General features: G+C 32.0%; 23 protein-coding genes and 1 pseudogene. 13 read left to right on the forward strand and 11 right to left on the reverse strand.

The window, feature by feature from the left end; genetic code table 11:
- The first annotated feature begins 1 nt into the window (after position 1).
- A complete protein-coding gene (locus CLU83_RS15120; protein WP_100432378.1) occupies positions 2–274 on the forward strand; it encodes a helix-turn-helix transcriptional regulator in 273 nt (90 codons plus the stop codon).
- 19 nt (positions 275–293) lie between these two features.
- Here CLU83_RS15120 and CLU83_RS15125 read toward each other — a convergent pair whose 3' ends face one another.
- The 6 genes from CLU83_RS15125 to CLU83_RS15150 form a co-directional block, all read right to left on the reverse strand.
- On the reverse strand, positions 294–509 hold the full coding sequence (locus CLU83_RS15125; protein ID WP_100432379.1) for a hypothetical protein: 216 nt from the start codon (positions 507–509) through the stop codon (positions 294–296).
- Positions 510–558: 49 nt separating this feature from the next.
- The gene (locus tag CLU83_RS15130) at positions 559–1,083 is read right to left on the reverse strand and encodes an HNH endonuclease (protein ID WP_100432380.1); all 525 of its coding nucleotides are present in this window, start codon (positions 1,081–1,083) and stop codon (positions 559–561) included.
- A gap of 125 nt (positions 1,084–1,208) precedes the next feature.
- Positions 1,209–1,895, reverse strand: coding sequence for a hypothetical protein (locus tag CLU83_RS15135; RefSeq protein WP_157802109.1), 687 nt, complete (start codon positions 1,893–1,895; stop codon positions 1,209–1,211).
- Positions 1,896–1,913: 18 nt separating this feature from the next.
- Positions 1,914–2,885, reverse strand: a complete 972-nt coding sequence (locus CLU83_RS15140; protein ID WP_100432382.1) for a restriction endonuclease — start codon at positions 2,883–2,885, stop codon at positions 1,914–1,916.
- Positions 2,882–3,787 (reverse strand): hypothetical protein, encoded by a 906-nt coding sequence (locus CLU83_RS15145; protein ID WP_100432383.1) that lies wholly within the window; start codon positions 3,785–3,787, stop codon positions 2,882–2,884. The genes CLU83_RS15140 and CLU83_RS15145 overlap by 4 nt, the downstream gene beginning before the upstream one ends.
- A 28-nt stretch (positions 3,788–3,815) precedes the next feature.
- The gene (locus CLU83_RS15150) at positions 3,816–4,496 is read right to left on the reverse strand and encodes a hypothetical protein (RefSeq protein WP_100432384.1); all 681 of its coding nucleotides are present in this window, start codon (positions 4,494–4,496) and stop codon (positions 3,816–3,818) included.
- 133 nt (positions 4,497–4,629) lie between these two features.
- Here CLU83_RS15150 and CLU83_RS22290 point away from each other — a divergent pair, with 133 nt between their 5' ends.
- The gene (locus tag CLU83_RS22290) at positions 4,630–4,767 is read left to right on the forward strand and encodes a hypothetical protein (RefSeq protein WP_198512299.1); all 138 of its coding nucleotides are present in this window, start codon (positions 4,630–4,632) and stop codon (positions 4,765–4,767) included.
- On the opposite strand, the gene CLU83_RS15155 is transcribed toward CLU83_RS22290, so the two are convergent.
- From CLU83_RS15155 to CLU83_RS15165, 3 genes are all read right to left on the reverse strand, one after another.
- Complete coding sequence (locus CLU83_RS15155; protein WP_198512300.1) at positions 4,760–5,380, reverse strand: recombinase family protein; 621 nt, start codon at positions 5,378–5,380, stop codon at positions 4,760–4,762. The genes CLU83_RS22290 and CLU83_RS15155 overlap by 8 nt on opposite strands.
- A gap of 307 nt (positions 5,381–5,687) precedes the next feature.
- The gene (locus CLU83_RS15160; protein ID WP_100433759.1) at positions 5,688–6,044 is read right to left on the reverse strand and encodes a hypothetical protein; all 357 of its coding nucleotides are present in this window, start codon (positions 6,042–6,044) and stop codon (positions 5,688–5,690) included.
- Positions 6,045–6,169: 125 nt separating this feature from the next.
- Complete coding sequence (locus tag CLU83_RS15165) at positions 6,170–7,144, reverse strand: polyprenyl synthetase family protein (protein ID WP_100432386.1); 975 nt, start codon at positions 7,142–7,144, stop codon at positions 6,170–6,172.
- 290 nt (positions 7,145–7,434) lie between these two features.
- On the opposite strand from CLU83_RS15165, the gene CLU83_RS15170 reads away from it, so the two are divergent.
- The 6 genes and pseudogenes from CLU83_RS15170 (at position 7,435) to hemG (ending at position 15,072) form a co-directional block, all read left to right on the forward strand.
- The gene (locus CLU83_RS15170; protein WP_100432387.1) at positions 7,435–7,956 is read left to right on the forward strand and encodes a YceI family protein; all 522 of its coding nucleotides are present in this window, start codon (positions 7,435–7,437) and stop codon (positions 7,954–7,956) included.
- 96 nt (positions 7,957–8,052) lie between these two features.
- Complete coding sequence (locus CLU83_RS15175; RefSeq protein WP_100432388.1) at positions 8,053–8,649, forward strand: TetR/AcrR family transcriptional regulator; 597 nt, start codon at positions 8,053–8,055, stop codon at positions 8,647–8,649.
- A 6-nt stretch (positions 8,650–8,655) separates the two neighbouring features.
- On the forward strand, positions 8,656–9,993 hold the full coding sequence (locus tag CLU83_RS15180; protein ID WP_100432389.1) for a TolC family protein: 1,338 nt from the start codon (positions 8,656–8,658) through the stop codon (positions 9,991–9,993).
- 1 nt (position 9,994) lies between these two features.
- Entirely contained in the window at positions 9,995–11,059 is a 1,065-nt protein-coding gene (locus CLU83_RS15185; protein ID WP_100432390.1) for an efflux RND transporter periplasmic adaptor subunit, read from the forward strand.
- Between the two features lie 107 nt (positions 11,060–11,166).
- Positions 11,167–14,342, forward strand: a pseudogene (locus tag CLU83_RS15190) (efflux RND transporter permease subunit).
- 202 nt (positions 14,343–14,544) lie between these two features.
- On the forward strand, positions 14,545–15,072 hold the full coding sequence (gene hemG, locus CLU83_RS15195) for a menaquinone-dependent protoporphyrinogen IX dehydrogenase (protein WP_100432391.1): 528 nt from the start codon (positions 14,545–14,547) through the stop codon (positions 15,070–15,072).
- A 172-nt stretch (positions 15,073–15,244) separates the two neighbouring features.
- On the opposite strand, the gene CLU83_RS15200 is transcribed toward hemG, so the two are convergent.
- Together CLU83_RS15200 and CLU83_RS15205 are read right to left on the reverse strand one after the other, a co-directional pair.
- The gene (locus CLU83_RS15200) at positions 15,245–15,865 is read right to left on the reverse strand and encodes a hypothetical protein (RefSeq protein WP_100432392.1); all 621 of its coding nucleotides are present in this window, start codon (positions 15,863–15,865) and stop codon (positions 15,245–15,247) included.
- Between the two features lie 127 nt (positions 15,866–15,992).
- Positions 15,993–16,667: a hypothetical protein gene (locus CLU83_RS15205; protein WP_100432393.1), complete on the reverse strand. Its 675-nt coding sequence runs from the start codon at positions 16,665–16,667 to the stop codon at positions 15,993–15,995.
- A gap of 487 nt (positions 16,668–17,154) precedes the next feature.
- Here CLU83_RS15205 and CLU83_RS15215 point away from each other — a divergent pair, with 487 nt between their 5' ends.
- The 5 genes from CLU83_RS15215 to CLU83_RS15235 all read left to right on the forward strand — a co-directional run bounded on the left by CLU83_RS15215 (position 17,155) and on the right by CLU83_RS15235 (position 20,793).
- Positions 17,155–17,550 carry a hypothetical protein gene (locus CLU83_RS15215; protein WP_100432395.1) on the forward strand — a complete coding sequence of 132 codons (396 nt, stop codon included), beginning with the start codon at positions 17,155–17,157 and terminating at the stop codon, positions 17,548–17,550.
- The gene (locus tag CLU83_RS15220) at positions 17,543–18,103 is read left to right on the forward strand and encodes an RNA polymerase sigma factor (RefSeq protein ID WP_100432396.1); all 561 of its coding nucleotides are present in this window, start codon (positions 17,543–17,545) and stop codon (positions 18,101–18,103) included. Before CLU83_RS15215 ends, CLU83_RS15220 begins: the two co-directional genes overlap by 8 nt.
- Positions 18,104–18,259: 156 nt before the next feature.
- Complete coding sequence (locus CLU83_RS15225; protein ID WP_100432397.1) at positions 18,260–18,763, forward strand: YceI family protein; 504 nt, start codon at positions 18,260–18,262, stop codon at positions 18,761–18,763.
- Positions 18,764–18,844: 81 nt separating this feature from the next.
- Positions 18,845–19,441: a TetR/AcrR family transcriptional regulator gene (locus CLU83_RS15230; RefSeq protein ID WP_100432398.1), complete on the forward strand. Its 597-nt coding sequence runs from the start codon at positions 18,845–18,847 to the stop codon at positions 19,439–19,441.
- Positions 19,441–20,793 carry a TolC family protein gene (locus CLU83_RS15235; RefSeq protein WP_100432399.1) on the forward strand — a complete coding sequence of 451 codons (1,353 nt, stop codon included), beginning with the start codon at positions 19,441–19,443 and terminating at the stop codon, positions 20,791–20,793. The genes CLU83_RS15230 and CLU83_RS15235 overlap by 1 nt, the downstream gene beginning before the upstream one ends.
- The last annotated feature ends 21 nt before the right edge of the window (positions 20,794–20,814 follow it).

Genomic DNA, 20,814 nt, shown 5'->3' on the forward strand with positions numbered 1-20,814 from the left:
GATGGAAAAGAATGATAATTTATCCCGAAAATTTATCTTTGATGAGGAAGGATTGAGATTGTTGGCCAAACGAATAAAAGAAATACGTTCAAATAAAGGGATAACCCAAGAGGAATTGTCTTATCGGTCGGAATTGACACTTTCTCAAATTGCAAGAATTGAAACTGTTAAAACAAATCCAACTATCAGTACAGTTTTTAAAATTATTCAATCATTAGAAGTTTCTCTGAATGAATTTTTTAGTTTTGATTTACCTCCAAATAAGGAAAACTGAGGTTTGAGGATATAAACTTTTATTGTTCTAAAAGTTTTTTAATCTTTTGAACTGTACCACTACTTTTGTCGGTTAGTTTCATTGTTTTTCTAGCGGAATAACCTTGTTTTAATAGTTTTACAACTTCTTTATGTTCGGTTAAAAGACTTTGTGCATCCTTTTTAAATCCGTCTTTTCTTAATTGTTCAGAGTTGACCAAATAGACCCAAATAAAAAAGTGATATTCGTGTTTCACTTTTTCTTTTAATCACTCCAAAACCACCCATTTTAAGTAAGGGAATGATTTAAGAAATAATTTTACTTTTAATATTTTCGATTGCAATTCTATCCCATTCTTTATGAATATTAATATGACATTCTTTGCACACAGAAACTAAGTCTTCCATATTTTCATTGAATAAATTATCATACGTTTTATGATGTACTTCGACTGCAGGATTTGTACTACATTCTTGGCAAAGATTTTCATCTCGTTTTAAAACTTCATTTCTTATCGTTTTCCATTTGTCTGACTGAATATAATTTGAATATTTTCCAAATCTTGAACTTGTATAATTATCATCCTTTACACTTTCCCACAAATTTTTTAATTCTTCGTTTCTTTCATCATTCCAGTTTGAGTAATTATTGTGACTAAACTCGAATCTTATTTTTGAAGAATGTTGTTTGTGACTTAACGGTCTCGTTCTATCCAAGCACCCCCCACAACTTTGACATTGTCGGTGAAGTCTAAGTCGTTCTTGATTTTTATTATCGATTGTCACATTTAAAAAAGGATTTCTGCAACAATCTTCTATTTTAATTGGCATTAAATAGCTACAAGATATACATCTGAAAATGGTATGAAATTTATGTTCGCTAACAATAACGAAGGTTTCACTGCCACATCTTATACATTTTTCCGACATTGATATAGTTCTTAATAATTAGTAATTCATTTTTTTTTCAAATCACTTACTTTCCAAAGCTTATAGTTCAACTGATACATTATTTTGAATGCAGTACTGAACTCTCTAATTATTTCTTCTACATCTGTATCAAAAGGTAAAAATATTTTAAGTTCTCCAACGCTACTTGAACCTTCTCTAAAGTCTGGGTCAGTTTGGTCAAATATGTACTTTCTCATTATTCGATATATCATACTTTTATTCGCAGAAAATAGTTGAGGAAACTCTCTTGTTCGATCAGTTCGGGTAAATTCATTTTCTTCATAAATAAAACCCTTATATTCTGATAAATCTAATAGAGATTTCCAAAAATCATCTCCCATATATCTGATGTTATCGTTATGACTTATATAAGTGCAGATATATATACCGTCATTATCTATTCCCAATCTGTACTTACAATTAGTTTTTAATGATTTGATAATTAATTCGGGACCAGAGAAATTTTGATAAAAATTAGAATATTCCCAATTATCTTTGAAATTACCATAAGCAAAACAAGCTTCAGCAATTTTAGCTAATGAATTAACACATTCAATAGTCGTTTTCCATGTCTCGTCCATGTCTCTCTGACTACTATCTCTCCACATAATTAGATAGTTATTTATACTGTCAACTATTAAGTCAAAGTCAATGGAGAATTTTTCTATAGTTTTATTAAGTTTTAAATCCAAGTGAAACTTTTTTATTAATTATTTTTTTGGTTTAGTTATTTTATTAGTTTTCGGGTTGTAAATAAATAGCGTTTCTAGCTTTCGAGTTTGTTTATTTTCAGTTACATAAAACTCGCTAACTTCATCATCTCTTATTATCATTTCACTTTCCAAATTATCTTCTATTTTTACGTTTATTGTATTCGCTTTGACAATTCCATTTTTATCTTTCAATGTTCTTCCTGAAATCATTTGTGGGTAGATAAATCCAAATTTCACTAAAACATCAAATGTACCATTGAGTAATGTAATATGCTCATTGTTTAATCCTAGGATGTAAGAATTTGAAAACTGTAATCCAAAGTTTACAGGGAATGTGATTTCTTCATTATTCTTATTATCCATTTTCATCCATTCAAATAAGGCTAACCCAAAAATTTCTCTTCGATATTTGATGATTGCGTCATTGAGAATAATATTTATGTTAGTGACTGAATTGTCTATTTCGTTGTAAATCTCACCTTTGAATATTTTTTGAATCTCTTTTAAGTTATCTTCCGATGAATCAAAATGTAAAATCGAATTATTGATAATCGGTAAAATTTCGGGTTTTAATTGTCTTATTGGAAGAATATTTTCTAAATAATCACGACTTAATTCCGTCGCAGTTAATAGCTCTATTCCATAATATCTAGCTGAGTTAATAGCGTCGGACTGAAACCCATTTGAACTTATAAATATCTTTTTGTTAATCTGTTTAATCCTATCACATTTTGATTGGAATGCTTCAATTTTTTCAACCGGTATTTTTTTGCTGTAATCTTTACATTCGATAGCAATATAGATTTCAAAATCATTAACTTTTGAGATTATAAGAATATCAATTTCACGATTATTACCACTTTCGTTTGGGATTTTATAATTACTCAGGATCTGAGTAGTTACAGAATCCTTGAATGCTTCTTGAATTAATCTTATTGTTCTTTCAAATTGTGAACCTTTCTCTTTCATACAGGGTTATTAGTTTCTTTTCTAAAAAATATTGTTTCTTCATCAAGATAGTTTCTCCATTTTATTCTTCCGTTTTGAATAAATCCAACTTTACCCAAATTAAATTGAATGACTCCATCTTTAATATCAGATACTTTAAATTTTAAAACCTTTTCAAATTTTAAGTTTTCAATTACGGAGTTGGGATGAAATGCCATATTGCATAATTTTGTATCAGTAAGAACACTTGGATAGATTATAAAATCTCTATGTAAATCACCGTATAGCATTTCATTACTTAGCATTGATGTTAGGGGATAAGGATTCTTTTCAGAAATGAATTTGTGGCTTATAAATTTATAAAGTGCCATGAAATGCTTGAATTTATCTTTACTCTGATAAGGTAAAGATTTAATGAGATATTCAAAAGAATCCTTTGCAATGATGTTCCATTCGTTTTCATCTGGTAAATCATAAGGAAGACAAATACCCGCTTTAACAGGTCGAGAAGCATTACCATTCCAAAAACTCAAATAACCTTCGTCTCCAATTTTCGGTTTACACTCTAATATCGCCGCATTTGGATTGTTTGAACAGTAAAAAACACTTTTCCCATTTAGATTTGCTCGACCTTTATCTTTACAAACTGAACTGGGAGGATAAGAATAAGTGTGTATTAAAGATATATCCTCTTTTTCTCTATCAATGTTTAATCGAACTCTGAAAAAAATATGTTGATTAAATTTTTGAGGATTGAATATTCCGTATGAATAGGGAAGAATTTTTGCATAGTCATAGAATGTGTCATAAATCTCCCGATTAGATAAATTTGAGAAATCGTAATCATCAAGGGTTTTTAGTCCATTGAAATATATCTCAAAATCTGGGAATTCGTTTAAATCCTCTGTAGTTAAGTCACTCATAAGTTGCTGGATAAAAAAATATGCTTAGTCACGATAAAAACAAATGTGAGTATTTTGTTCGAAGGACTTTGCATAAGTCATCAAGAACATGAAATTCTTTAATTTTTTGGTTTTCATCTCTTTCTACCCAAATCAAATCTACTTTCTCAAGATAATTTATTCTTGTCCAAATTTTATAACGGAAATCACTATTTATATCTTTATTATCATAAAAAACTTTTGATAATATTTCTGTTTTATTATTTGATTCAGCAATTATAATGAGCGTTTCTAGATGAGGTTCATCAAGTTCATTCCAGAAATTCCTTTCCAGAGCTAAATTCATTCTTTTATACTTTTGTTCTTTAGTTAAAGGTGGTTTTTTAATAACTTCTTTTTCGACTTTAAGTTTTGTGATTTGTTGATTTTTATAATCTTCAAGACAAACTTTACATAAAAAAAATTCTAACGACAATAATTCATCAGGATGGAAATCCTTTCTCATTCTATAAACATTTAATTCTTGAGAACATTTTACACATTTGGTTATTAAAGCAGAATTGCTACTAGCAATTTCTGTGACTTTTAGAAGTGAAATATCAAAACGAATCGCTATATCTCTAACATGATATGTATATTTCATTTTTTTATTAATATCCCAATAACGTTCGCAAATTGCAATTAATGATATATCATCTGTATTTAAAACTATCGTAAATAAATTATCCATGAATAATTAAGGTTTATCGCTGGTAAATTTAATAATTATAATTTTTTAAAAACTTTTATTGAGAAATTTAACTCATTTTATAATAATCTTTTAAATAAAAACGAAATATTATAGCTGAACCAAAATATTAAATATGACTGAATTAACTGTCTCAGAAGATGAAATTTATAGACTAGCTTTTGGAACTTATAATAATGAAGATTTTTTTGACAGACAACCACTTAGCAGAATGAAGCGGGATATACTATTGGAGTTGGGAATTATTAAATAATTAGTTTTTTTATTTTCTGTACTGTTCCGCTACTCTTTTCAGTCAATTTCATTGTCTTTCTAACTGAGTATCCTTGTTTTAATAATTTTACAACATCTTTATGTTCGGTTAGTAATGCTTCATTGTCTTTTTTGAAACCTATTTTTCTTCCAACTACACCACCATTTTTTCTAAAACTTTCATACCCTGATTTTATTCTTTGTCTGATTTGAGTTTTTTCCATCTCACTAACGGAAGTTAAGATTTGAATTAAAAACTGCGACATAGGGTTTATTTCGCATTTATCATTTAAGGTTTCAATATTGTGGTTTTTGATATAAAGAGAAATACAATTTTCATTTAGCAATTGAATAGTTTTTAAAACCTCAATTGTGTTCCTCCCAATACGGGATAATTCCCAACAAAGAACTTTATCAATTTTGTTAATTTTGACAAAATTTATCATTTCCATAAGTTGTGGTCTTTCTTCATTCGTTTTACCTCCAGAAATCTTTTCTTCAAAAATATTCACAATCTCATAATTATTCTTTTTTGAGAACTCCATTAGTTCTTCTGTCTGTCTTTTGAAATCCTGACTATTTGTTGAAACCCTTGAATATATAACTACTTTCATTATGTATCATTTTAATATTTTATATTACAAAGATACGAAAATTGTATCGCACCACCTCGCCATAAAAGATTAAAATGATACACTTTTAGGTTTGGTACAAAAATAAAATTATTATGAGGTTTGAATTGATAAAAGTTATCAATAAAGAGAATTGAATTTTGCAACTTAAAAACAATTAGTAAATGAGCTTGTGCGATATTTATGAGTATCAGAAATGAGTGTATAGAACAGATACTATTAACTTAAAACGACACAAAAAACGACACAATTAAAACAAAATCAATATTACGTACTAAATATCAATACTTTATGAAGAATACTTATTTCTAAACCAAACCTTCTGCCATTCTCTTTTTAAGACTAAAAAAGAAACATCTTCAGCTAGAATTACTAAATCAGAACCATCTAATTTTTTTATTTGATCTTCTGAAACATCAATAATGTAAAGCAGGTTTAGATATTCGGCAAATTTGTACTGAATCATTCTATATATTTTCTCGTGCAATTGTATTTTTAATTCTTCGGGCGAAATACTCAGCGGAAAATCAACGCCTTCATTGGCCAAATTAAAATCCTTATTGATTTGCTCAATTAATTTCAGATACAATGTTTCGGCTTGCGCTTCAACAAGTAATGACTCAGTATTTTTTGGTGCTGTAAACATATTTTTAATTTCAAAATTCAATGGCAATGGCAATGATAAAATCTATACCAAAATTCAATAGAAAAGTAAAATTAAATTTCCTAAATTGTTATTGCCATTGAATTTTGCCATTGTCATTGCAATTACTAAACTTTTCTTCCCATCAGGTTTGCACCAAAAGTTTTTAGAATATTCTTTTTCTCTTCTGAAATTGTCATTTTTTCTAAAGTTTCAAAAGCCTTGAAAGTATACATTTCTATAGCTTCCTGAGTAGCTTTTGATGCTCCGGATTGGTTAAAAACAGTTTTTGCAGTTTCAATTTTTTCTGAATTATCTTCCATCTGTAAACTAAATAATTTTTCTAATTCTGAAGCTTTTTTCGGGGTCGAAAATTCGATTGCTTTCAAATACAAATATGTTTTTTTATTTTCGATTATATCACCGCCTACTTGTTTTCCAAAAGTTTCAGGATCACCAAAAGCATCTAAATAATCATCCTGCAATTGGAAAGCTAATCCTAAATTGAGTCCGAAATCATAAATCAAATTAGCATTATCTACAGAGGTATTAGCAATAATCGCTCCCATTTTCATGGCTGCTGCAACTAAAACTGCCGTTTTATATTCGATCATTTTTAGATATTCCGGAATCGTAACATCGGTACGGGTTTCAAAGTCAACGTCCCATTGCTGTCCTTCACAAACTTCGATAGCCGTTTTACTAAACAGTTTTGCCAAATCTCTAAAGACGATTGGCTCATATTGTTCAAAATATTGATAGGCTAAAATCAGCATCGCATCACCCGAAAGGATTCCGGCATTGATATCCCATTTTTCATGAACTGTCTGTTTTCCTCTTCTTAAGGGAGCATCATCCATAATATCATCGTGAACCAGCGAAAAATTATGAAAAACTTCAACAGCCATGGCGGCAGGAAGTGCTTTTTTATAATCGGCATCAAATACTTCCGCTGACAATAAAGTCAATACAGGCCTCATTCTTTTTCCTCCTAAGCTCAATATGTAATCTATCGGTTCATATAGATTCTTTGGAGCTTTATTGATTTTTTGATTTTCTAAATATGTAATAAAAAATTCTTGATACTGATGAATCGCGTGCATAAAATGAGATATGGTTTACTCTTAGGAGTTTTCTTTTAGAATATATAAGGCTTCAAAGATACAATTCAAATGTGAATTATTGAATTGTAAATTACTGTAAAAATGGAACTATAGTTTTTTCTTATAATAGATATCGAAAAAAAACATCGGAAACTTTGTTGGTTTTTAAAGTTTCCTTCTTACATTTGCAAAACACAAGAAACTTTACCAGTATCTAAAGTTTCCGAAATACATTTTAAAAAATTAAAAAACCAAACATTTAGGAAACACTATTACTAAAATTAATCATTATGGAAAATGCATGGGCTATTGATTCTAATGAATCAGACGTTATCATAAAATCTAGACATTCTCTAATAGGCTACTTGCCCGGAAACAAAAACAATTTAAAAGGGCATGTTGCCATACAGAATAATGAAGTTGAAGATGCTTCAATAGAATTTTCATTGAATGTAAATGATAAAAAAAACATTTCAATCGAAAAAAACAAAGAAGCCAAATTCACTGATCTCTTTGATAAAGATGAGGCGCCTTTGATAAAATTCAAATCAACTTCTTTTGAAAAAATAAACAAGAATATTAATTTTTTGAAAGGTTTTCTGACCATCAAAAACATCACAAAAGCGGTCGAATTCGATACCGAGTTTATAGGATTCAATAATTATAATGGTGTGCAAAAAGCATCTTTTGAAATTACTGGAAACATCAACCGCAAAGATTTTGGTCTTAATTACAATGTGCTTAGACAAAATAAAAATGTGCCGATAAGTAAAGACATTAAGCTAATTGCCAATTTAGAATTCACACATTAAGAATAACCAGCTCTTAAAAACCCAAAACTCATTTAATAACTAACTTTTACTGTATCAATAAATTTTAAGTTTTAATTACAATAAGTTACCATAAAAATGAAAGAAAAAATTATAGCAAAAGCAGGCGAAATGTTTTTAAAACTAGGTTTTAAAAGCATTACTATGGATGACATCGCTGGCGAAATGTGTATTTCTAAAAAAACAATTTACAAATATTTCTGCAACAAAGAAATACTGATTGAAGAGAGTGTACATTTAATTCATAAAGAAGTTCATCAACTTATAGGTGATGCAATTTCTAAAAACTACAATGCAATTGAAGAAAATTTTGAAATCAGACGCATGTTTGCCGAGCTATTTAAATCTTCTGATACGTCTCCAATCTTCCAATTAAAAAAACATTATCCTGAAATTTACAAAAATACTTTAAAATTTCAAATTGATGAATGTGAATTTTGTTTTAGACAAAATATTGAAAAAGGAATTGAACAAAAACTATATCGCAATAATTTGAATGTAGAAACTTATGTCAAATTCTATTACTATTTGATTTTTAGCATCAATGAAAATACTCGCTCTGAAAGTGAGGCAAAAAAATTAGAATGTGAAGCTTTAGAATATCATACCAGAGCCATGGCAACACCAGAGGGAATCATCGAACTGGAAAAACAATTACAAAACGTTAATATATAAACATAAATGAAAAAAACAATTCTCATACTTTTGTGTACAGCTGGTTTGACTTCCAATGCACAAGTAAAAGTTTTAACCTTAAAAGACGCCATAACTTATGCTTTAGAAAATAAAGCCGAGGCAAGAAAATCAAGGTTAGAAATAGAAAACAGCGAATACAAAATTCAAGAAATCCGTTCTAGAGCCTTACCTCAAATTACGGCAAATGGAAGTTTAACCTATAATCCTATTTTACAAACCAATGTAATTGACGGTTCCGCTTTTGGTGCGCCAGGAACTACCATTCAAGCATCATTTGGACAAAAATGGACTTCAGGTGCAGGAGTTTCGTTAAATCAGGCAATTTTTGACCAATCCGTTTTTACAGGATTGAGAGCTGCAAATTCTACTCGTGAATTTTACAAAATCAACAATCAGCTGACAGAAGAACAAGTTATCGAAAGAGTTGCCAACAATTATTATTCTGTATATGTACAGCGTGAAAAATTAATTTTATTAGACAGCAATTATGTTAATACTTCAAAAGTCCGCAACATTGTGAAAGGGCAATTTGATAATGGATTAGCAAAAAAAACTGACTTAGACCGTATTATCGTAAAAATGTCAAACATTGACACAGAACGCCAGCAGGTTAAAAATCAAATAGAACTTCAGGAAAACGCATTGAAATTTTACATGGGAATGCCTATTGAAGCTAAATTTGATATCCCGCAGACTGAATTTGAAATAACACCGGAATTGTTTGCAGAAACTCCTAATACGGCTAACAGAACCGAATATCTTCTTTTGAAAAAACAAGAGGAATTATTAGAATTTCAAAAAACAGCTGTTAAAGCAGAATATTACCCAACGCTTTCATTAGTAGCAGGATATAACTATATAGGACAAGGACCAGAAATGCCTTGGTTTGCAAAACCTTCTGATGGCGTGTACTGGTCTGATTACTCAGCAATCGGACTAAACTTAAAAATCCCAATTTTTAATGGTTTTGGAACCCGTGCCAGAGTAAGACAAGCCGATGTAGACATCAAATCGCTTCAAGAAGACATCAAAAACACACAGCTTTCACTTGATTTGGATTATAGAAATGCAAAAGCTCAGATTGAAAACAACTATGTAACAATCACCAATCAAAAAGAAAACATGCGATTGGCCGAAGAGATCCTGAAAAATACTAAAAACAATTATCTTCAGGGATTAGCTTCATTAACCGATTTATTGGACGCACAAAATGCATCACTCGAAGCACAAAACAATTATACCAGAGCAATCTTAAATTATAAAATAGCTGAAGTAGCATTAATCAAATCAAAAGGACAACTTAAAACACTAATAAATAATTAAAATGAAAAAGACAATACTTACAATAATCGCAATAGTTGCTTCCTTAGGAGTAATTGGTTATGTTTTATCTAAAAACAAGGCAGAAAATAAAGCTAAAACAGATATTGTTGCCGAAAAAAACGCAGCCGTTTCTGTAAAGACAGCACAAGTAAAAACAGAAAATATTTCATTAGATTTTGTTGCTAACGGAAACTTTGCTCCTACTCAGGAACTGACTTTCTCTGCTGAAAAATCAGGAAAAGTAATTAAAGTTTTAGTTGATGAAGGAGATTATGTGAATGTTGGACAAACCTTGGTAATTGTGAGAAGCGACGTAATTAATGTAAATGCAAATACTGCAAAAGCAGCTTACGACAATGCTAAAAGCGATTACGCAAGATATGAGAATGCTTACCAAACTGGTGGTGTTACTAAACAGCAATTGGATCAGGCAAAACTGCAATTAACAAATGCGCAGGCAAACTTAACTCAAGCCAACATCAATGTAGGCGACACTAAGGTAAAAGCACCTATCAAAGGATTCATTAACAAAAGATTCATTGAACCAGGAACTATTCTAGCAGGAATGCCTCCAACACAAATGTTTGACATCGTTGATGTTTCTAAATTAAAATTAAAAGTCAGCGTAAACGAAAGTCAGGTAGCTGGTCTAAAAATTGGGAATAGTGTACCTGTAACTTCAAGTGTTTTTCCTGATAAGGTTGTTACTGGTAAAATTATTTTTATCGCTCCAAAAGCAGATGAAAGCCTAAACTTCCCTATTGAAATTGAAATCACAAATAATGCTAACAGCAGTATTAAAGCGGGTATGTACGGTACGGCTAACTTTGGAACAAAACAAAAACAAGAATTAAAAGTGGTTCCTAGAAATGCTTTCGTAGGAAGTGTGAGCAGCAATCAGATTTTTGTGGTTGAAAATGGAATCGCTAAACTGAAAAAAGTAACAGCGGGCAGAATTTTAGGTGACCAAGTTGAAATAATTAACGGATTATCTGATGGTGATACTGTAATTATAACAGGGCAGATCAACTTACAAGATGGTAACGCTGTAGAAATTATTAAATAAAAGTAATTAGTGACTAGTAATTAGTGATTAGCTATGAACTGTACTCAAGGCTAATCACCAGTCACTAATTACTCTTTACTATCCATATCACTATTTAAAAGAAAAACATGAAATTAGCAGAAATATCCATAAAACGTCCTTCGTTAGTAATCGTTCTTTTTACGATACTAACTCTTGGAGGACTGTTCAGCTACAGCCAATTGGGCTATGAACTGATTCCTAAATTCGAGCAGAATGTAATTACGATTTCTACAATTTATCCTGGAGCTTCTCCAAGTGAGGTAGAAAATACCGTAACCAAAAAGATTGAAGACGGAATTGCTTCTTTAGAAAACATCAAAAAAATCGATTCTAAATCATACGAAAGTTTATCAATCGTATCGGTTACATTGACATCAAATGCCAAAATTGACATTTCGATGAATGATGCGCAGCGTAAAATCAATGCACTGGTGAGCGACTTGCCGGATGATGCCGAAACGCCGGCTTTAACCAAATTCTCCTTGAGTGATTTACCAATTATGACTATTGGTGCCAATGGCAAAATGGACGAAGCCACTTTTTATGATTTAATTGACAAAAAGATTGCACCAATCTTATCGCGTGTGCAGGGTGTGGCTCAGGTAAATATCATCGGTGGTCAGGAACGTGAAATTCAGGTAAACCTTGATGCAGTAAAAATGCAGGGTTACGGACTTTCGATTCCGCAGGTACAACAAATTATTTTGACATCAAACTTGGATTTCCCAACGGGTAACATTCAAACCAGAAATCAAAAAATATTAATTCGTTTAGCGGGTAAATATAAAAGCGTAGACGAATTAAGAAACCTCGTAGTATCGTCTAAAAACGGAATCGAAGTTCGTTTAAATGATATTGCCGATGTTCAGGATACTCAAAAAATAGCTGAGAAAATCTCAAGAGTAGATCAAAAAAGCGCGATTATTTTACAGGTTATCAAACAGTCGGATGCAAATGCGGTGGCAGTAAGCGCTGATTTAAAAAGAACCATCACTAAATTGGAGAACGATTATAAAACATCGCAACTGGCTTTAGAAATTGCAAAAGACAGTACCGATTACACGCTTGAAGCAGCAGATTCTGTAATACACGATTTATTGATCGCAGTAATCTTGGTAGCATTTGTAATGTTATTCTTCCTGCACAGTATTCGTAACTCGCTGATCGTAATGGTTTCGATTCCTGCTTCATTGATTGCCACTTTTATCGGAATTTACCTTTTGGGTTATACTTTAAACTTAATGAGTTTATTAGGACTTTCTCTAGTAGTTGGTATTCTGGTCGATGATGCGATTGTAGTATTGGAAAATATTTACAGGCACATGGAAATGGGCAAAAGCCGTATCCGTGCCTCTTATGACGGTACTGCCGAAATTGGAGGAACAGTAACTTCGATTACATTGGTAATTGTGGTGGTATTTTTACCAATTGCGATGAGTTCAGGATTGGTGTCAAACATTATTACACAATTCTGTGTTACCGTAATTATATCTACTTTATTGTCATTATTGGCTTCGTTTACAATTATTCCGTGGCTGTCTTCCCGTTTTGGAAAACTGGAACATATTGAAGGCAAAAACTTATTTGGAAGAACCATTCTAGGTTTCGAAAGTTATTTAACAAGTTTTACTAACTGGGTTTCAAATTTATTAAACTGGTGTTTGGATCATTATATCAAAACCATTGTTGTTGTTTTAGTCTTATTCTTTGGTTCGACTATCGGATTAATGGGTGGTGGTTTTATCGGTGGGGAATTCTTTGCCTCTTCAGACAGTGGTGAGTTCTTAGTTCAAATCGAAATGCCAAAAGATGCTTCATTGGAACAATCAAACTTTATGACTCAAAAAGCAGAAGCCTTTTTGAAAAATGAAGAATATGTAAAAAGCCAAATTACTACAGTAGGCCAAACTTCAGAAGGTCTGGGAGGTTCACAAGCCACTGCATATAAAGCAGAGATTGATGTAAAAATGATTGACCAGTCAGAACGTTCAGATGATGCTTCAGTATATGCAGCAAAAATCAAACGTAAACTGGAAAAAGTTTTAGTGGGGGCTAAAGTAAAAACAGTGCCTGTTGGTATTCTAGGTACTGCAGAAAATGCAAAACTTGGATTGATCGTTACAGGACCTTCTACTGAAGCGGCTATGGCTTTTGCTAAATTAGCCGAAGCGGAATTACGCAGCATTCCAGGAACAACGGAAATTAAATTAACCGTTGAAGATGGAAATCCTGAAATAAACATACAAGTGGATCGTGATAAAATGGCTGCATTAGGACTTACGCTGCAAACAGTAGGTCTGACGATGCAGACTGCATACAGCGGAAACACTGACGGGAAGTTTAGAGCTGGTGAATATGAGTACGACATCAACATCAAATACAATGCTTTTGACAGAAAAAACATTACCGATGTGAGTAATCTGATTTTCGTTAACAGTGCAGGACAGCAAATTAAACTGTCTCAATTTGCAGCTATTACCGAAGGTTCTGGCCCGAGCCAATTGGAACGCCGTGACAAATCGGCTTCGGTTACTGTTCAAGGACAAAACGTTGGGGTTCCAACAGGAACAATTGTAACACAATGGCAAGCTAAATTAGACAAGCTCAAAAAACCAGTTGGTGTAAACTACATCTGGGGAGGTGACCAAGAAAACCAAAGCGAAGGTTTTGGTACTTTAGGAATTGCTTTATTAGCAGCTATCATCTTGGTTTACTTGGTAATGGTTGGTTTGTATGACAGTTTTATGCACCCGTTTGTGGTATTGTTTGCTATTCCGCTTTCGTTCATTGGAGCGATGCTGGCTTTGGCTTTGACTAATAATACGCTGAATATATTTACCATTTTGGGTATCATCATGTTGATTGGTCTGGTGTGTAAGAATGCGATTATGCTTGTGGATTACACCAACCAGCGAAGAGCTGCAGGCGAAAGCATAAGAAGAGCATTAATCCAAGCGAATCATGCCCGTCTGCGTCCGATCTTGATGACAACAATTGCGATGGTTTTTGGTATGTTCCCTATCGCATTAGCTTCTGGAGCTGGTGCCGAATGGAAAAACGGTTTGGCTTGGGTAATTATTGGCGGATTGATTTCATCATTATTCCTTACCCTGATTATTGTTCCAGTGATTTATGAAATCATGGAGAAAATCAAAGCCAAATTAACTAAAGATGAAAAATCGATTATGAAGCCGAAATGGTTGCCGATTATGATCATAAAGAACTAAGTGAAGACGGTTTTAACCCGAAGCATACAGTATAATACCTGAATTAATTGTGATAAAGAAACCGCCAGAAATCTGATTTTTGGCGGTTTCTTTTTTTTAGCGGGAATGGAATGAGTATATTTGGAAGATAATACACTAACAAAATAATACATCTCCAAACTCAAACAGGCGAGCTTGTAAAAATTTGTTTAGTATATAAGTTGTGCATCACTTTATCCAATAATAAATTAAAAAAGAATGCAAAAGAGGACAATAATTATTTATTCATCTGTAGACGGTCAGACGAAAAAAATTTGTTGTCATATAAAGAATATTTTAATCCTAAATAATCATTTGGTCGATGTCTTTTCAGTAAATGATTTAACTCAAGAAATTACAGCGTTTGATAAAATAATTATTGCTTCCAGTATAAGGTACGGAAAACATAACGAACAAATAGAAAAACTTATAAAAGAAAATTCGGAGTTTTTAAATTCTAAAAAAACGGCATTTATTTCTGTGAATTTGGTCGCACGCAAAGCTGAGAAAAGCAAACCTGATACAAACCCGTATGTAATAAAATTTTTTAATTCCATAGAATGGAAGCCAACACTTGCAGCTGTTTTTCCTGGAAAATTAGATTATAAACTTTACAGTTTCAGAGATAGACTTTTAATAAAATTAATAATGATGATGACCAAAGGACCAATTAATTCAAAAACGGTTATAGAATATACTAATTGGACTGAAGTAGATGAATTTGCAAAGAAATTTGCTGCAATATAAAAAGGAAAACTATCTGCGCTTACTTAAATTTATGGATACTATCCTAAATTAAATCCTGTTTTCATATTTGCCACTCGAGATAGCGAATAGACGAAGTAAAACATCCCAAATACAAAACCAAATTCCCATTAAACCAATTGCACAAATTCGTTGTAGCTGTTGTGTGTAGCTTTTATTCAGTTTTGGTGATAACGCAAACACCGTTAATTCCTAATATTCCATAATTTTCATATGCTTTTAAACCTCGAATGTTTTCAATTTTATAATTTGGGTTCTCGACATTTTTCATTAGAAACTTAGTGATTTTTTTATTTTCTTTGGGCATTTTTTCAATTAAACCATAACTATTTGTAATTCCTCTGTCAATTATTATTTTTTCGTTATCTATAATTGTGATTGATTTTCTTCTTATATAATTTTTGTTGAGAATTTTTTGTTCAACATATACAGTTTCATTGGTTTTGTCAATAAGTTCATTCTTGTTTTTACTTAGAGTTATTTTTCTGTTTTCTAAGTAATCCAATTTGTAAATTTTCAAATTGTTTTTTTCTACTTCACTTAGGTTTTTAATTTCAATTATTACAGTTTCATTTTCTTTAAAATACTCAATTTTAAAACTGAAATTTATGCTTCCGTGAGTTGGAATATTTTGAAATTCAACTATTGAATCATTCAAAAATTTCATTCTGTATTCTTTCAGGTTTCCTGAAGAAAATGAATTGTAAAAAACATTCAAATTCTGTGAGTAAGAATTCAAGTTTGTTACAAGAATAAGAAATAGTATTTTCTTCATTTATGAGGATTCTTATACACAACGTTCCAGCGCTAGACGCAGTTTGGGACTAAATTAAGCCCATTATTCGGATTTGCCAAATCATCCCAAATACAAAACCAACTTCTCATTAAGCCAATTGCCCAAATCAGTTGTAGCTGTTATGCGTTGTTTTTCTTTCACTAACTATGTCTAATAAAGCTTTAGCATGTCTAAGTGAGTCGTTCTCGTCAAAATCTAAATCCACTTCGTGACCTAAGTCAATAAGTTTATTATTTCTATCTATTGAATAAAATTTATAGAAATTCTGTCCTGAAAGCACAAAGCTTTCTACTAATTTATTCACAGTGTCAACTTCCGGATTTCCTATTTCTTCAAAACCTTTAACATAATTCAACATCTTAGTTTTGGTATTTACAAGATATAGATGAAAACCATGATTTTCACGAGGGTCACTGCCTCTTGGTATTAATATGTCCTTTACACCATCAAAATTATAGTCTTTAAATTCAATCTCTAGTTCTGGTTCAGCCATTCTAGAATTTCTACAAAACAACGAATCGTTTATTAAAGTATCTATGATGTTTAAATGAATATGGTAAAGATTAATAACAGCAGTTGGCTTGTCAATGTCGTAAGAATCAGTCGTGTCAATAGTCGTCAAAGTAAAAATATAACTTGAGTCATTAAATAGTGTTACCTTTTTAAAATACTTGTCTAATTTTTTACTTCTTAGTTTTGTAACTGCCTCGCTTGCCTGATTATGTTGTTGTGAGCAGGTTATAAAAGCAAAAGTTAAAAATATGATTAATGTTGTCTTCATATAAAATAACGCATAACTTATATATACACGAAACAAAGCTGCTATATGCATCTACTAGTTGGGCAGATTGTCGAAGGATTGTTTCGTTTTATGTTTTTTCAAATATAGAAAATAATAGTCACAAACCTACAAAGTGTAATTTTTGTTTATTTCTTTCATTTTAGGAAAATAAGGTGTTTTAAGGACATCCATATTAGTGAAGAAGGTTAACAAAATTTAAAAATGGTATTTTATGCTTAAACCAACTGCAATATTATAGTTCAATCCTATTTCTTTGAAAAAGCGAGTAGTCATGGTTCCCGACTGCGTTATTTTGTTCGTTGTAAAGGCAAAAAATACGAGACAAATAGTACCGTTTATTTTGAAAAAATTTCCTGACCTAAAAAAAATTAAAAAAAAAGCCATTTCCGTAAAATATTTATCGCGTTCATTTGTCTACATAAATAGAGGCTCATTAAAATGAATTTAAAAACAAATAAAATATAACATGAAAAGAAAAGGTTTTAAAATAGCGGGAATGGTATTGCTTGGCATTGGAGCAGGTGCAGGATTTACTTTGGCAGTAATGCTGTTGTGGAATGCACTTATACCGAGCATATTCGGATTAGGAATTATCAGTTTTTGGCAGGCATTGGGATTACTCGTGCTTTCACGTCTTTTGTTCGGTGGTTTCGGGCATCATGGCGGTTCTGGATTTGGAGGCATGCGTCATAAAAATGGTATCCGCGAAAAATGGATGAGCATGACTCCCGAACAGCAAAAAGAATTTATAGATAAACGCAAAGAACACATGTGCGGCGGAAGATTCGGCCGCAGACGTTTCTTTGGAGATAGGGATTTTGATTTTGACAGTACTGACATCGACAAAAAAGATAATGAGTAATAAAAAACAGCAAGATGTCGGATCGCTGGTAACAGCTTATAAACCTAGGTTGAACGCGTTTATCCGTAAACGCGTTTCAAACAAGGAAGATGCCGAAGACATTTTGCAGGACGTTTTTTATCAACTGGCAAAAGTGGATACTGCGATGAATCCGATAGAGCAGGTAGCTGCTTGGCTGTATCGGGTGGCCCGCAACATGATAATCAATAAACAAATTAAGAAGCATGAAGAAGAATTACCTTCCTACCAAAACGACGACGACGAGGTGATCAAAGATATTTCGGAAATGCTTTTCAGCACACAAACGGCACCATCTCCCGAAACGGAATACTTACGTTCTCTAATGTGGGTTGAACTAGAAAACGCATTATCTGAATTACCACTGGTGCAAAGAGAAGTTTTTGAAAAAAACGAATTGGATGGTTTGTCATTCAAAGAAATATCGAATGAAACGGGTGTTCCTGTCAAAACATTACTTTCGCGAAAGCATTATGCTGTTTTGCATCTACGAAAAAGATTATCCGAATTGTATGAAGAAATCATTTACTCCTAATTTTTTCAGCTATTACAATTAACAATTCGGGCAAAAATCACAATATAATTATCTAATTTTTAATAGAATACAATTAAAGAAACGGAAACTTTATTTGTTTTTAAAGTTTCCGTTGCTATATTTGCATTACAAAAATATTACAAAACTGTAGAAATCATGGAAAACGAATGGAAAATTGATTCGGAAGAATCAGACGTATTGATAAAAACGAGACATTCTTTGATTGACTATATGTCTGGTTCCAAAAATAATTTTAAAGGTCACGTTGCCATACAAAATCACGAAGTTGAAAATGCTTCTATCGAATTTTCATTGAAAGCAAACGACAAGAGCAGAAATTCTGATTTGAAATTGATTGACTTTTTTGATTATGACGAAACCCCTGTTATTCAGTTCAAATCGACTTCTTTCGAAAAAATAAACAAAAACATCAATTTCCTGAAAGGGCATCTCACCATCAAAAACATTACAAAAGAAGTGGAATTAGACACCGAATTTATTGGTTACAACAACTACAACGGCGTTCAAAAAGCATCATTTGAAATTACGGGAAACATCAGCCGTAAGGATTTTGGTCTGAATTATAATCCCTATCATGGAGGATACGCAGTAGGTTCTGACATTAAGCTGATAGCTAATTTAGAATTTGTTCATCATTAAAAACAGTGGGAAACGATTTGAAAGTCATAATCCCCTATTTATATTAAAAAACCACTAACAAACAAAAAGTTACAACCGACAATGAAAGACAAAATTGTATCCAAAGCTAGTGATCTGTTTTTAAAACTAGGTTTTAAAAGCGTCACTATGGATGATATTGCTGGCGAAATGTGCATATCCAAAAAAACCATTTACAAATACTTTTGCAATAAAGAAGTATTGATTGAGGAAAGCACAGAGCTCGTTCATAAAACCGTTCATGAAGTCATTGATACCATTGTCGCCAAAAATCACAACGCAATTGAAGAGAATTTTGAAATCAGAAAAATGTTCAAAGAGATGTTTCAAGCAACAGACACTTCGCCTTTATATCAATTAAAAAAGCATTATCCCGAAATCTATCAAAAAGTAATGTCTCGGGAAATTGATGAATGTAATTTGTGTTTTAAACAAAATATAGAAAAAGGAATTGAACAAGATTTATATCGAAAAGAGCTTGATGTAGATATCTATGTTAAATTCTATTATTTATTAATTTTTAGCATTAAAGAAAATACCATTTCTGAAAAGGATTCTGTAAAACTAGAATTAGAAGCATTGGAATATCACACTAGAGCCATGGCAACACCAAAAGGAATAGTCGAACTCGAAAAGCAATTACTTAAAACTAATATATAATGAAGAATCTATTTATATTAACCCTTACTCTATTTACAATGAGTGGTTTTGCTCAAGACACGAGCACTAGTGAACAAAAGAAAAACTATTCATTTACCTTACAGCAAGCTATAGATCATGCTCTTGAAAACAACTATTCAGCGATCAATTCAGGACGTGATATAGAAGCCGCCAAAGAGAAAAAGTGGGAGACAACAGCAATGGGACTTCCTCAACTTAACGCAGGAGTCGATTTTACTAATAATTTTGTATTACAAAAATCAGTAGTTCCTGCAGAATTCTTTGGAGGAAATCCGGGTGAATATGCCGAAGTTGCTTTTGGAACCAAATACAATATGGTCGCGAAATCGACTTTAAGCCAGCTTATTTTTGACGGATCTTATATTGTAGCGCTGCAAGCTTCAAAAACGTATTTGAAATATTATGAAAATGCAAAACGAAGAACGGATATTGACGTCAAAGAAATGGTTGTTAACTCCTATGGAAATGTTTTGTTGGCCAAAGAAAACATTGCTATTCTAGAAAAAAATATTGCTTCATTACAAAAAACATTGAACGATACGAGAGCTACCTATAAAAACGGTTTAATCGAAGAAGAAAACGTAGAGCAATTGGAAATTACTTTGGCTTCCTTAGAAAGCACTTTAAATTACAACAACCGTTTACTGGATATTACCTATAAAATGCTAAAAATTAATCTTGGCATTGACATCAACGCTGCAATTACTTTGAAGGACAACTTAGATGATTTGACCACCCAAAACATGGATCTTGCTTTTTCCAAAACAGAATTTGATGTCAATAACAACATCAGTTATAAAATAGCCACCAATTTTGAAGAGCAGAGAACATTAGAATACAAACTTCAAAGAAGTAAAGCACTGCCTTCTTTATCGGCGAATTTTAATTTTGGATATACCGCTTTTAAGGACCATTTCGAATTTTTTTCCAAAAATCAAAACTGGTTCAATTATTCCAATCTTGGTCTTAGTTTAAATGTGCCGATATTTAGCAGTTTGGCCAGAAGTTCCAGAACACAGCAGGCTAAAATTGCTTTGGATCAGGCCAAAACGCAATTGAATGAAACCGAACAAAAACTGAAACTGCAGTATGCTGCCGCAAAAACCGAATACGAATACAGCATCGCCGATTATGAAACTGCCAAAAGCAATCTGAATCTGGCAGAAAGAATTGAGAAAAAACAGCAAATCAAATTCACCGAAGGACTTTCAACAAGCTTTGACTTTAATGATGCGCAACGCCAATTGTACACCGCTCAACAGAAATACCTGCAGACAATGGTAAACATAATCAATAAAAAAGCCAGTTTAGAAAAAATCATCACTCAATAACGACACCAATAAAATTTAAAA

Source organism: Flavobacterium sp. 1 (assembly GCF_002797935.1).
GTDB lineage: Bacteria > Bacteroidota > Bacteroidia > Flavobacteriales > Flavobacteriaceae > Flavobacterium.